At 46.9% G+C, this 14,344-nt stretch carries 9 protein-coding genes and 1 tRNA gene; 5 read left to right on the top strand and 5 right to left on the bottom strand.

Features of this window, described 5'->3' with window-relative positions; all coding sequences use genetic code 11:
• Positions 1-32: 32 nt before the first annotated feature.
• The 4 genes from ACJJIB_RS11370 to ACJJIB_RS11355 all read right to left on the bottom strand — a co-directional run bounded on the left by ACJJIB_RS11370 (position 33) and on the right by ACJJIB_RS11355 (position 6,234).
• Entirely contained in the window at positions 33-2,762 is a 2,730-nt protein-coding gene (locus ACJJIB_RS11370) for a TonB-dependent receptor domain-containing protein (RefSeq protein WP_444886119.1), read from the bottom strand.
• A 121-nt stretch (positions 2,763-2,883) separates the two neighbouring features.
• A complete protein-coding gene (locus tag ACJJIB_RS11365) occupies positions 2,884-4,533 on the bottom strand; it encodes a beta-helix domain-containing protein (protein WP_444886118.1) in 1,650 nt (549 codons plus the stop codon).
• A 467-nt stretch (positions 4,534-5,000) separates the two neighbouring features.
• A complete protein-coding gene (locus tag ACJJIB_RS11360) occupies positions 5,001-5,564 on the bottom strand; it encodes a DUF1285 domain-containing protein (protein ID WP_444886117.1) in 564 nt (187 codons plus the stop codon).
• Positions 5,557-6,234, bottom strand: a complete 678-nt coding sequence (locus tag ACJJIB_RS11355; RefSeq protein WP_252085834.1) for a TetR/AcrR family transcriptional regulator — start codon at positions 6,232-6,234, stop codon at positions 5,557-5,559. The genes ACJJIB_RS11360 and ACJJIB_RS11355 overlap by 8 nt, the downstream gene beginning before the upstream one ends.
• A 385-nt stretch (positions 6,235-6,619) precedes the next feature.
• On the opposite strand from ACJJIB_RS11355, the gene ACJJIB_RS11350 reads away from it, so the two are divergent.
• Positions 6,620-7,468 (top strand): acyl-CoA thioesterase, encoded by an 849-nt coding sequence (locus ACJJIB_RS11350; RefSeq protein ID WP_252085833.1) that lies wholly within the window; start codon positions 6,620-6,622, stop codon positions 7,466-7,468.
• Positions 7,469-7,964: 496 nt separating this feature from the next.
• On the opposite strand, the gene ACJJIB_RS11345 is transcribed toward ACJJIB_RS11350, so the two are convergent.
• Positions 7,965-8,041 (bottom strand) — tRNA-Pro (locus ACJJIB_RS11345).
• 1,183 nt (positions 8,042-9,224) lie between these two features.
• Between ACJJIB_RS11345 and ACJJIB_RS11340 the strand changes: the two genes are divergently transcribed.
• The 4 genes from ACJJIB_RS11340 (at position 9,225) to ACJJIB_RS11325 (ending at position 14,044) form a co-directional block, all read left to right on the top strand.
• Positions 9,225-10,046 carry a hypothetical protein gene (locus ACJJIB_RS11340; RefSeq protein WP_444886116.1) on the top strand — a complete coding sequence of 274 codons (822 nt, stop codon included), beginning with the start codon at positions 9,225-9,227 and terminating at the stop codon, positions 10,044-10,046.
• Positions 10,047-10,139: 93 nt separating this feature from the next.
• Positions 10,140-10,373: a hypothetical protein gene (locus ACJJIB_RS11335; protein WP_444884983.1), complete on the top strand. Its 234-nt coding sequence runs from the start codon at positions 10,140-10,142 to the stop codon at positions 10,371-10,373.
• Positions 10,374-10,459: 86 nt separating this feature from the next.
• Positions 10,460-12,364 (top strand): S8 family serine peptidase, encoded by a 1,905-nt coding sequence (locus tag ACJJIB_RS11330; protein ID WP_444886115.1) that lies wholly within the window; start codon positions 10,460-10,462, stop codon positions 12,362-12,364.
• A gap of 315 nt (positions 12,365-12,679) precedes the next feature.
• Positions 12,680-14,044, top strand: a complete 1,365-nt coding sequence (locus ACJJIB_RS11325; RefSeq protein ID WP_444886114.1) for a hypothetical protein — start codon at positions 12,680-12,682, stop codon at positions 14,042-14,044.
• Positions 14,045-14,344: the final 300 nt, after the last annotated feature.

Genomic DNA, 14,344 nt, shown 5'->3' with positions numbered 1-14,344 from the left:
GAAGTCGGAAGCAGGATTTAGCAGGCAGAAAATCAGAATTTATACTGAGCACTTAAGGCAAAGAATTGGCCAAGCTTCTCTTCGAATACGATGACGCCATCACGCTCAATCTCGATAGACTCATCCAACAAATTTTGCATCTTGGCTTTTATTGTCACTTCTTCGATGGGATACCAGGAGTAAGTCAAATCCAAAGAATGAAAAGGTTGTTCATATGAGTCTGGATCGAGTTTACGGCCGGCGAGATGCAACCTCTCACCAAATACGTTATACCCCAATGTTGCCGAATGGTTGCCATCAGGACTATCAAAGCCCAAAAGCATATTCACGACAAACTCCGAAGCCCCCGTCATTTCCCGCTCAGGATTCGTAGGCGCATCAGCCTCACCCCCCGCAACCAATTCCGTCTCCTGCAAAGTGACGTTGCCCTGCACAAAGAAACTCTCCATCGAGTCACCCAGGAAGCCGAGCTGCTTCATGCCCTCGATTTCAATACCGGTAATTTCTCCAGACTCGGCATTAATAATTTCCCTGGCTACATTGGTATCACTGGAAGCCGCTTCAAAAAATTCTATGGGGTCAATAACATCCTTATAAAAAGCGGAAACCGTTAAGTTGTCCCCACTATCGAAGAACCATTCGGCACGCAGATCATAATTATGGATTTCAGAGGGACGAACACTGGGGTTACCTTTGACCTGCTCTCCAGTAATAGGATCGATATAATACGCATCGGTAATTTCACGAAGATCCGGCCGTACAGCTGTCTTTGAGACTCCAAAACGAAGCTGAAAAGTCTCCGTCCAAAACTCTCCCATATAAGTCAGTGAGAAAGATGGATAAATGTCATCTTCAGAATATACGGCTTCCAGCAGTTCTTTCGGGTCAGTTATTACTTGAGGGTCATCTATGGTGTAGCCATAAGGATTCCACTCAAGTGCCACTTGACTGTAATCCTCCCAGCGCGCCCCAGCCGAAATTCGCCAGGTTTCAAATAATGTCCAATCGAATTTACCAAATACTGCATCTGTAGCCGTAGCTGCTAAATAGCTTTGCTTGTTACTTCCCGCCAAGTCGAAAACGTAGTCATTTCCATTGTTGGTGATATTTTCATCACCAAATACCTCGCCCAGCGGGCCAACGAGTACATCTTCAGTAGCCACACTGAAGATATCTAGGCGCAGCTCAGTTTGCTTGTATGAGCGCCCCTTCTCCATCCTCGCGAAGCCGCCCGTCAACTCCAAACTTGAAAATGAAAATTCTAGAGGCAAGTTGACTGACCAACCGTAATTTTTGACTTCGTCTTCAAGCTCTGTAAATCGGAAACCTGCACTTCGAGAACCCGTACTGACCTTAGAGCTAAGCACTTCACCCGTCGTAGGATCAGTAACTGTATCGGAAATGACGTCGACCTGATTGGGGATATCTGTGGTCGCTGTTGCATCCGAATAAAACCAATCGACAACCACCTCTTCCGGAACCCAATTGAGGAGGTCAAAGGGCATAAGAGTTTTGGTCTCAGGCCCCAGAGAGTGACTGCCCTTGACCTGATTCAGGGCTAGCTCTCTCTCTTCATACTTCAGCAAATACTCACGATAACCAGAACCGTCCGACACCTGTCGATTCTCATTAAAGTAATCAGTAATAGAGGTTTCATCATCAGTATTGCGCAGGAATATACTCGTAGTTTCAATCACATGCTCATCAGCAAAGCGTATACCTAAATTTAAATTCCCACTGATATCCACTGAATAAGTTGACTTGTTACGATTATTCAATTGCTCTTTGGGGGCACCAAAATTGCGTAGGGTTCTCTCAGACTCCCTCCACTTATTTTTATAAGAAGCTCCAGCCAGAAACCCCAACTCCCAATGATCATTGAGGGAAAAACGATTGCCTACACTCGCTTTCACATCCCCATCCAAATCACTGGAATCCTCTTCGATAGAAATATCACGATTGAGATTTAAGGCCAGTTCACGATTTAGCGCTTGAGCTGCATCATCGGCCTCCTGCTCACTGGCATACTGATTTCCCTCCTCGACCAGAACTTTTCTGATATCGGAGATACCCAAGCCTCCCCTAAAGCGTTTTAGCGCTGCAGATATTTCTCCTGGGAGTGCCCTGGTACCATCATCAGTTCCGAAGATATCATCATCCCCACCCTGATAACTCAGAACCTCACCGCTGGTTTCCGTATTGCTTCCTGTGCCTAACTCTACAGAATAAGTCAGATCATCGGGAATTCCCTTTGTGCGAATATCCACATTGCCACCGCCAAAGCTAGCAGCCTGATCAGCAGAGTAACTCTTCTGAACAGCCAGGGAATCCACTATAGAAGTAGGGAATAAATCGAGGGGGATTACATTTCGGGTCAGGTCCGGTGAGGGCACTATCGCACCATTTAGCGTGGTACTTGAGTAACGCTCCCCCAATCCACGTACATAGACGAACTTATCACTCACGAGCGACAGTCCTGACACCCTGCGCAACGCAGCCGCCACTGTAGAATCCCCTACCCGACCGATCATCTCGGCACCAAGGATATCGGTGACCACTTCTTCTTCCAGGCGCTCACTGACCAGGGCCTCTGCGGAGTCCCGCAAACGCCCCTGAACTACCACTTCTTCAATCCCTTGTGCTGTACCAGTGCTTTCTTCCACCAAATCCGCATCCTGGGCAAATACACCAGGAGCCATAGCAGAGGCCGCGGTAATAGCCATTACCAACGGCAGTCTCTGGAAATTTTCATATTTAGCCATTACACGGGCCTCTTATCATTCCTATTTTGGGGTATCAAAACCAAACAGGGCGCCAACCCCATCAGCGAAGGCGGCGCCCTGCAGGTTCAGGAGAAATACTCCTAACAATCCCTAAAGCTAATTATTCAAACCAGAGAGGCTGTGCACGGTTGCCCTGGTGAAGGCCATAAGTCCAACCTTGAGTCCAGTCAGTGCCATTTATATCGAGGGCACCCAAGTATGCGCGTTCAAACGCAGTTACAGTAGGCACGGCATCATTGATGCGCTGTTGATCAGCAGCCACCGTATAGATTGCAGGGGCTCCGTCTAGCAAAATAAAATTGGTATCAATACCGATGGTTGGGCTCACCGCACCAGAAATCGGGGCAAACTGGTTACCGTTATCTTCAGCCCAGGCCACTAAATCGAATGAAGCTTCGTCGGTTTTAGTGCGATCTTCACAAGCGAAAATGTTTGAGGTCAGGGCTAGCTCTTTTCCGGAGGTCGCTTCGTTACGGGTTTGAGCACTCTCCATACGTAAACAGTAGTTGCTACCATCATCAGCCGTTTCGTCAGCTTTAAATGAGGCAACGATTATTGAGTTAGTAATCATTGGGTAAATACCCTCACGCAAGCGCCACCCAGCACCCGGATCATGCGTACCTTCTTTTTGAGCAGAAACGATACAAGTCAGACCATCAATCATAGGGCGACTGTTAAGCCCTTGATTAATCAGTGCGGTGTAATCAATCGTGTCTTTATAAGAACCGATTCCATCTGCCTCAATACAGTGGTTGCCATCATTTTCACTCTGAATCACCAGGGCATTGGTGATACTTCCGCGGTAACCCTCGTCAATATCGATTGAGTCATCTCGCACATAAAGAGCAACATAATTATTAATATCTACCGCACCACCAAAGAACTCAATCCCATCATCAAAAGTGGAATAAGCCTGCAAATTGTTTACCACAGTCCCATTTCCAACCGCATCAAATGAGATACCATTGAGCTCATCGCCACTAGCGACCAAGGCTCCAGTATGTTTTACGACGACATAGGAAAGCTCACCAGAGTTATCCGCATTGTTGTCGCCGCCGTAGTATGAAGTGTTATCGTCAGTAGACCCCTCGGCAGCAACATGACACTCTCCATCCAAGACCAAATCTCCGCTGCCAATAGAGCCTTTATATTTACATTTATTGGTAACACCAAAACCATTGATAACCATTCCACCCCACTGGGATACTGCATCAGCAGCCACAGTGCCGCGAACATCAGTTTCAGAAGTGAAGGTAATTGGTGCGGATTCAGTACCACGGGCAAAAACTTGCGAGCCACGATTCACGACCATAAAAGCCGAGTTATCCTTGAACGCAACGGTTGTCCCAGCCTGTATCTCCAGCTTTACGCTATCTCCACCCTTGGTGATACCAGCGGCCTGCAAGTCGGCATCACTAGAGAAATTTTCACCAACAAAAAGACTACCATCAAAAATATGGGCTCCACCTTCTGAAAGCGCCGGGAGGTACAAATCTTCAATTAAAGGATTGGATGCAGAAACAAAATCGGTTCCATATCGGCAGTTACCACTCTCGTAGGTACCTTGCACGCCCGAACTTTCGATAATTGCACAGGGGTTTTCTGAAGAACCACTTCCAGAATTATCAACAGAGTTATCTACTGAATTATCTACGGTCTTAGGCTCAACACTGACACCACCACCATCACAACCCGCCAATAAAGCCGCAATTACAGCAGCCAGGACAACTCGATTTTGTATACGCTTCATACCCCCCCCTAAAGGAATTAATATCCAAAATATGAGCAGCCTATGAATATTGACCTCAGATTTTACTTACAGGTAAAAACTTGAAATCAAATAATTGACTGCCTGAACACTATGTTTGTTTTTACGCCTAAGCGAATAGGACGAAGGGGAGTGTAGAAACGGCGTGTTGCGAATTTGTTAACTTTTTATATGTTTTCAGTAATTTTTGCACTAGAAACTTGAACTTTACATTTAATTGTATTTTTTATTTCCCTTGGATTTACATACGCTTTCAGAAAAATGAAAGAAATATAAAAACCATTAAATCTTGCCAATTTGCACAAGACTACAAAGACTTCAAAAAAATATGGAAAGTTATGAATCTAGGGAGAACTTACGTTAAAGGCGATTTCAAGAGGGGCTTATCTAAATAGTTAGATAAACCTGGGGGAATAGAAAACAACCCCAGGTTTAGAAAAGGGCGCTTGCTAATAAGAACCCAAAAGAAATTCACCACCCGCACTGCGTATAAACAGCTGCCCAGAACCATTTTCCCCCAGCCTTCTCTCTTCTGCCCAATCTACCAGCTGGTAGAAGACATCACGGGACACCCTGGCCATTAGGCCATTTCGGGCTTCTACGTAGGGGACTGGCTGCGCAGGTGTGCCGAATTCTTGAAGCTGCCAATTGCTACCTTGATTCAGCTCGATGACATCGCCCACACTCGTAGTGAATAATAGCCGCTGCTCCTCACCCTCTGAGGCACTGCGCGCAACCTGAGTAGCTACAAAGGGGACATCCTCAACCTGTATTCGCAGCTTTTCGACAGGAGTGACCAGAAAGTACTCATCCCCTTCCCTCTTCAGAATGCTAGCAAACAACTTCACCAGTGGCTGGCGGCGGATTTCGGTTCCTTCATGAATCCAGCGACCATCACTCTTGATCACCATATCCATATCGCCACAGAAATCCGGGTCCCACCGGTCAACCGGTGGGTGCCCGTGGAACTCCTTTTGCAACTTTTGCAGTTGCTGAAAAAGTGGCTCAGCCAAAGGAGGACCCCGCCGTGTCGCCAGAATGGCCGCTCTCCATGGGTTTACGCTGTGAGGTATCACCAATGTGTACACCCACATCCATAATAAACTCCATCAATCCCTCACGATCCTCGATCACATCGGCAAAGGATTTGGAGTGATAGAGCTCTACTGCGCCCTGCACTAGGGCCCAGTAAGTGGAGTAATAGAAATAGGCAGGCACTTTTTTCAGCATCCCCTGCTCTATCCTGCGCTCAAATACTCGGTTTAAAGCCGAGGTGTTGGAGTTACGGATAGCGTGTAATTCGGAGATCATCTCAGGCGCCAAATTGAGAGAGATAATCTTTTCTTCCAAGCGCTGAAAGAGGCGATCCTTACCAGGATCAGCCATACGGGACTCAAAGTAGGCACGGGCGGGCGCGGTAATGTCGCCTTTCTCTGCATTCTCTACTGCGATCTTCAGGCGCTCTGCCAGGGACTTTTCATAGTCCATCAGCAGCCGCATATAGATTTCTGTTTTAGAGATAAAGTGCTTGTAGATGGTGCCTTTGCCTATATCTACACGCTCAGCAATCTGCTCAACCGTGACTTTCTCTTCACCATGCTCCAGCAGAAGCTCCAGAGCCGCATCCAGGATGCGCTGCTCTCGCGCGCGAAACCTCTGAACCTTCTCTTTTGCCTTATCCATACTTCCGACCTTCTCTGCCCGTAATGTTGGGGACTGAAATTGACTATTCATTCATGAATGATAGGCAATTCGAGTCGCTTGGAAAAGAGAATCGGGAAATTAGCCTAGAAAATACGCCCAAAGAGAGAGCAGCCCGCCTAAATTTTGTCCTAATACGACATTTAAGGTCCAAGTTAGCCATCATTTTCGCCATGAATGACATCACATTGCTAACGCAAAGCGCCCAACTAAGTGAACCATCAGCCACCAATGAAACTTGATGCAAAATTAATGACTAATAATGGCCTTTACGTCATCTACTGTTATTATCGCTCTTCTGGGCAGACCTCCAATGCCAGCCCAGGCAAACCCGACTATCACTTATAGGTAACAGGTAGAGTCGTCCATGTTGGAAAAGCTGAGCAAACTTCTCGACGTCGAAGAGCTGGATCGCCACCTCTTTCGCAGTCGCCATCACGTCGAAAATTATCGAAAAGTACTCTTTGGGGGCCAGGTGCTTGGCCAAGCCCTGATGGCCGCCGCCCGTACCGTCGAGGATCGCCTGCCACACTCCCTACATGCCTATTTCTTACGCCCTGGATCAAGCGAGCTACCGGTAATCTATGAGGTGGACCCAATACGTGACGGGGGCAGCTTTACCACCCGCCGCGTTGTGGCCAAACAGCGCGGCCGCGCGATCTTTAACATGTCGGCCTCTTTCCAGATCCAGGAGCCTGGTTTCGACCATCAGGCCGACATGCCTGCTGTGGACATACCTGACCCAGAAAGCTTAAAAAACACTCAGGAACTGGCTCTGGAGGCTGGCCTCGTTAGCCCGCAGTATGACCAGCGCCGCTATATGATCGACTTCCGCCCAGTAGATCCACAAAGCTACTTTGGTGCCGAAACTCGAGAAGCCAAGTGTATGTTCTGGTTGCGTGCAGAGGGCGAAATGTCTGATGACCCTATCGAGCACCGAGCAGCACTCTGCTATGCCTCTGATATGGGACTACTGGGCACCTCTCTGCAGCCACATGATATTTCCCTATTCGATCCACACCTGATGCCAGCCAGCGTTGACCATGCCATGTGGTTTCATCGCAACTTCCGTCTCGATCAATGGCTTTTGTACGTCACTGATAGCCCGTCTGCCGGTGGTGCACGTGGATTTACCCGCGGCCAGATCTATACCCGCGATGGCGTGTTGGTAGCCTCTACCGCACAAGAAGGCCTCATTCGACAAATTAAAAGCTAAGTCGAAAGGTTATAACGAAAGCCAGACAAGAAAGCGCCACTCATTGTATCGGTAGAGATAGCCCAGCCGGGAATGAGCGGCGTAACCTTTTTACCTGAAAATCTAATAAATAGCTTCAGGATTTCCACGGGTGAATAGTCCCTTCTAATCCACAAAGACAATCGCTACCTATTTGGCGATCTCGCCGACATAAGCTGGCAGTTTTCTTCTTAGGATACCCAACAGGCCACTCTGCATTTTTGAAGCGCGAGAAGTATGGAGCCATTTCGCTTTAGGGGCTCGCGAAAATACCTTCATCTACATGTGGGGCACCCTCTTAACCCCTGCCTCATAAGAGCAAAAAATGGAAAAGTACAGACCATTCTCAAGCACAATAACCGGAGTTTATTAATAAGGCTTTTGAACCATGTGGAAAGTTGGTGCTAGAAATACTCAGGAGAAAAGAAGCAAGCTGACAGACACAAAAAAGCCCGCAGCATGCGGGCTTTTTAAATAATGGTCGGTGAGAGAGGATTCGAACCTCCGACCCCTTCGTCCCGAACGAAGTGCGCTACCAGGCTGCGCTACTCACCGAGGTCGCGAATACTACGCGCCCACTTTTTATCGGTCAAGTATTTTCGACGCAAATATCATCTTCGTACATTTTGCATTCAACCACCTTACTTTATGGCTTTTGAAGGCTTTATCTCTCCGCTATACGAACATCTTTGGCTTTATGTTATCGCCCCCTCTGAAATAACCGGCTTGCCTATTCGGGAGTCTTATTTTGGATATATTTCAATCAATAGTGTACTCCTGCTGATTTCGGTCCTTCATTTCGGCAAATACTGCATGCGGTGCACTTGGTTAGCAATGGAATCCTTCAATTGCAGGGCATCATCTGCTGCGTAGATACCACTCACCTCAACACTGGTGACAAGAAATAGATGATACTTGTTTGAAACTAACAGTATGTTAACGGCTTTATAAGTGCATTCTTTTAACCGCTATTTAAGTGCCTTCCAAGTTAATGGGTGGCCATCACATTATTCGTAGCCTGATACCAGGTGACCTCTACCTTGATCCTGGATATTACGCCTTTTTAACTGCACCAAGATTTTTCACAGCACACATAGAGTTTCATTCAGCACTACCTATTGCTATTAAACCCGGCGAAGCCAATAGATTGATAAAGATCCATGTGAAACATGCAGAATAAAAAAGCCCTCCGCCCCCGCCCTACCCCGCATTGATTCCATAGAGAAGAATTTTTAGCTTACACATAAAACAACTCAGAAAAGAAGAAATGCTTTATGAATATTATTTAGGCGAAATTTAAATAAGATTGTCTATTTGAAGTCACACCCTGAAATTTTTGAGCGGGGATGAATACATCGCCTCCTCCAAACAATACAATTTATAAGTTTAGAATCAACACGGCCTGCATCTTATAGAAAATTGAGTGAATTATCGGCTAAAAATCGTTACATTTTTAAAAAGGTACAAACATTTTTCACGCCTTTATATTCAACCGATTTTAGCCACAAAAAATTCTTAAACTTTTCCAGCACACTGCGAAAGCTTCTCTATACTCTGCTCAGCCAGCTGGATACCCGACACTTAAAGCATTCCCCCTATTATTGGCACCTGATTTACTTCTAGCTGGTCAAATTGTTAATGGGGCTTTATCAAGTCTCAATACTCTCAACCCAGAAACCATGAAATACCTGGACGATAGATTTTTATATCGATAAAGGCCTACTCAAGGAGTACGTTCATGTACCAGCCATATGCATACGCTCAAGGGACTTTTGGACAGCCACTTAACTACGCTATTCCTCCAATCAGCACAGTCGCAGGATTCACCAATATATTCCCTCATCATGCTGTACCACAACTGAGCCCCCAAGGTTTCCTGGGTGATTTGGTGAGTCGGGCGGCGCCATTAATTGGCGGTATTGTTGGTGGACCTCAAGGCCAGCTGATCAATTCCCTCGGCGGTCTTGGTCAATTGCTTCCCTTCCAAGCATTACCACAAATTCAGCCTCAACTTACCCAGCCATTCATTCCTCAGGGATATATTGGAGAATTAATCAACCGGGCAGCGCAACAATTTGGGGGCTATTTGGGGGCACCCCAAAACCAATTTGTGAATGCTGTGAATAACCTCAGTCAGTTGCTGCCTTTCCAGGCTGCGCCACAATATACGCCCCAGGGTTTCCTGGGAGAACTGATAAACCGCGCTGCTCCGGTAATTGGCAACTACATTGGTGGCCCACAGGGCCAACTTCTCAACAATGTTGCGCGACTAGGTCAGCTACCGCCATTCCAGGCCATGCCTCAGTTCGTCCCACAATTAACGACACAGCCCTATTTAAATCAGTTTACCCCTGTTCCCCAGATTCAAGAGCAGCTGGGGACCCTCCCTGCTCAAATGATGAACCCAATGACGGGTATCGGCCATACATTGCCATTTCAGGTAATACCACAGACTCCATATCAAGGATTGCAAAATTTAAGTGGTATCGGCCAGGCATACCCATTCCAGGCCATGCAGCAGCCTAACTCACCCCTACAGCAGCAATCCTATTTACACTAATAAAACACTGATTCTTGGTGGCGGATTTTCCGCCACCAGTTTTATATAACTTGCCCCGGCATTCTTTAAGTTGATCGTTATCAGAGAAAAATAATGAAAAAATTTGAGCAGTATGTGGCTGTCCCTAACCGCAAGTTATTAGCTACCGCCATAGAATTGGAGGAGCTGGCACGCGAGGCAAAAAATTGCCCAGATGTGAAAGAAGTCGTCTTGCGCAAAAGCAATGTCACACTACGAGCTACACCAGATGCAGTTGAAAACTTAAGAAGGAAATTAGGCGGGAAAGTGATCATAGATCCAGACAGACCTATTCAGCCAATCGGCTAATATTGAATACCCTCTCGATTCATTACTTTCGGACGTTAAGTACACGCTAAAAGTCAGCACCGCACTGAAAGCGAAGGAACACAAACATGACTGAATCCCGACAAGAAAAGGCCGCAGGAGAACCTTCGGTCGAGGTTGCAGAGAAGGTCGAGTTACTTATTTCTCCCCGCCGGAGCCAAGTGGCCAAGTCTATGGGAGTCCAGCTATTAAACGCTGGCTCAATGCACAATATAATTTCAACTATTGCCAGGCAGCCCGGTTGTGAAGTGCTTCGCGAAATTAGGCCAGGTAGAAAGCTAAAAACACTTTCAACTGCAGATGAAGCAACAAATATCTACAAAGTGCGTATGGATGTTGATGCTGCCGCTACTCTCTACCAAACGGCCCCTCCCAATATTGCTGTTGAACTGGATTCATTACTTTCTTATGGGCAAGCTAATTTTGCACCAAGCTTTACTGCAATTTTTGCCCAGCAACCCGGTCTCTTGCGTGAATATCATGCTAAGGCCCAACAAGTCCGGCTCCGAGTGGTCGGCTCAAAGGGTGAACCGATTCGGGATGCTCAAGTAATTGTAGAAAGTGCGGGCTTCCCACAAGAGGGCGTAACCAACAACAAAGGGGAAGTGGCAATCAATATTTTCGCCCAGAGTGGCGGGGCCCAGATCAAATCCCTTCTTATCCGCCCCTCTAAAGATTTCTGGAATAAATATATTCGTTGTCCCTCACTTTCTCTGACAGGAGTAAACCTGGTCAAATTGCACTCACTAAGCGAGGCAATCCCCAGCTTTCCAAATAACGCTCCCTATGGCTGGGGGCAAAAGTACATGGGCTTAGATCAACTTCCCGATGAATATACCGGTAAAGGTATTAAGATCGCCATCATTGACTCGGGGGCCGATAACCAACATCCAATACTCTCGCATCTAAAAAATGGCATTGATGTCACTAATAATTACGACAGCAAAAGCTGGGCAGAAGACATTGTCGGACATGGAACCCATTGCGCAGGTATCATTGCCGGCCAACCCTCTGGGACTGATGCTATACGTGGCTTTGCACCAGAAGCCGAAATTTATGTATTTAAAGTCTTCCCTGGCGGCCAATTTAGTAGCCTGATTGATGCAATCGCTCACTGCATTGAAATAGGTATCGATGTAATCAATATGAGCCTGGGGAGCACAGATTCATCAGAAGCCGTTGAACAGCAAATTGAAGATGCCGTGCAACATGGTATCGCCTGCGTTGTTGCCGCTGGCAATTCTGGCGGCCCTGTTCAGTATCCTGCAAGATCCCCCAATGTTATGGCTGTAGGGGCAATAGGAATGCTCAATGAATTTCCAAGAGACTCCTGGGATGCTCAAACCGTTATTCCATCAACCGTTACTGCAGATGGTGTTTTCTTACCCACCTTTAGTTGCCATGGACCAGAGGTATCAGTAGCGGCTCCGGGAGTGGGTATTGTGTCATCGGTGCCAGATAAAGGATTTGATGTACAGTCAGGCACGTCCATGGCAGCACCTCATATCACTGGTCTTGCTGCCCTGCTACTCGCCCACCACCCATTATTTAAAACCACTTTCAGACAGCGTGATATTTCGCGTACAACCGGCCTCTTCCAACTGATCCGAACACTAACATCACCAATGAATCTTGGGGCAGATAGAGTAGGAGCCGGTGTTCCCAGGCTATTTGGTATTGATTCACTATTCGAGTCAGCCAAAGAAATGGCAAAAACCAAAGGTGTTGGTGTATCTGCCGCCCAGCCCACAAGCCCACATACTTCTCCTTATACCGGATATAGCATGCCGCCAATGCAAGGGTATGCGGGGGCTGGAGCAAACTGGTCCGGCCATCAGTTTGTCCCGGCCTATTACGGGGCAGAGGTTAGCGGAATGCCCCCCCAACAACCAGTGATGGGTACTTTCCCAGACGGCTTCGCCTTTGCCTATGGAATGCCCTTTATGGATCCACGCTCCATTCGTTATTGGTAGAGACATCCACAGAGGCCACGGGAACCTGTGGCCTCTGTACCTACGTCATTCCTCAATGCTTGTGCATAGGCCATTTTCCCTACACACAGCTTGAATAAAAATCAATCACCCTTTCCCCTATCAACATTTTTCGGCGGCGCTTTTCTACATAACACAACCTCTAGTGACATATTGGGTTGTGCTTAGATATACCACTTACATTGATAACGTCTTTATAAGTGTATTCTTTAATCCGACTTAATAGTCAAATTTGCTTCTACATGCACTAACAAGACGCACCGGAACGAATAATTTAACCCAGGTGCCGTGACTCATTTGCTTGATGGCGACATGTCGGCACCTGTAGGCTTGCTCATTGTCCAAATTGGAACTTGTTGGATTTTCTGCCAGATAATGATGCGTAAACAACTTCTCTCTTTGTCTTTGTTTGTTCTTATCCTTTCACCGGTTTCTAGGGCATATGAGCTCTTATACACGGCAAAAATCGACCCTGAAAGTAAGAAGGCCTTGGTTGAGGTAGCTCTGAGCGGTGAAGACGTACCCAGTAAGCTAACCCTGAACCTGGCTTCAGGCCGTTATAAGGACCTGAAGAGCGCGCAGCCTTTGGAAGAAAAGGAAGGAAAGGCTATTTGGCACACCACCGGCAACAAGGCAAAACTCCGTTATAGTTTTGTTATCAATAACCAAAGGAAAAACGGTGGTTATGATTCACGCATTACCAAAGACTGGGCAATTCTACGCAGCGATAAATTAATTCCGCCAATTTCTGCTACTAGCCGAGGACGGGCCACGGATACCCGCCTGAAGTTAGAGATGCCTGAAGGTTGGTCTTCCGCTCTGCCCTACCCTCAAATCGAAGAAAATCTCTATCAAATATCCGACAAAAAGCGACGTTTTGTCAGACCAAAGGGATGGATGATTGTTGGTAAGATCGGCAGCCGCCAGGATTTGATTGCCAACACAGATACCAGAATTTCCGGCCCTAAGGGGCAAAATATCCGTCGACAGGACATTCTTGCATTTCTCAATTGGAACCTGCCAGAACTTAAAAAAATCTTCCCTCTATTTCCAGACCATTTATTGATCGTTACCGCTGATGACCCTATGTGGCGAGGGGGATTATCCGGGACGAGCTCATTATTTATGCATGCCGATCGGCCTTTGATCAGTGGAAACCGCACCAGTAGCATGATCCACGAGCTAGTACATGTCGGAACAGGTATCCATGGAGATGACCAGAGTGACTGGATTGTGGAGGGCCTTGCAGAATTTTACTCCCTTGAAATTTTAAGAAGAACTGGTGGCATCAGTGATGACCGCTACCAAGAGGCAATGGATAAACTGATTAATTGGGGAAAAAAGGCCCCCACTCTATTGGTGAAACGCTCCTCAGGGCCAGTTACAGCGCGGGCAGCGGGAGTTATGCTGGAACTCGATAAAGAGATTCGTGAAGCGAGCGACGGTAAAGCCAGTATTGATGAGGTTGCGAAAGCACTCGCGAGTACCCGTGGCGAAGTGACTTTGGAACGCTTTCGAAAGCTGTCAGAACAAGCAGCTGGTAGACCCGTAAAAGCACTGGCCTTAGAAAACCTCACCGAGAAAAATTCTAAGGACATCATACAACAGATAAAAAAAAGCCCTGACGACGGGGGGGGAGAGCGTCAGGGCCAAGACCATTAGGAGTGAAACTTGGAGGATTTCATCCTTGCTACACTACGGGCAAATACCATCCTGGTGTGCCCTACCGGCATTGCATAACACGTTTGGGGGGAGACATGTTAGCCAGATAAAGACAGTATCGAACACCCTCAATGGATTGCCAGCAACCCTTCCAATAAATTAAGAACAAATGGAAATAGCTTCATTGGCAACCGTACTAAAAGTTATTAAGTCTATTGCCATAAGGTCATCCGTGAACTTTCCAGACTTTTTTCCTCAAGTTTTACAATTTGTTGAAAACAACGCTTGACTAATCTCTGA

This window comes from Microbulbifer mixtoriginis (SeqCode), assembly GCF_052467705.1.
Note: the sequence above shows the minus strand (reverse complement) of the source record. Positions and strands in the feature narration are given on the sequence as shown.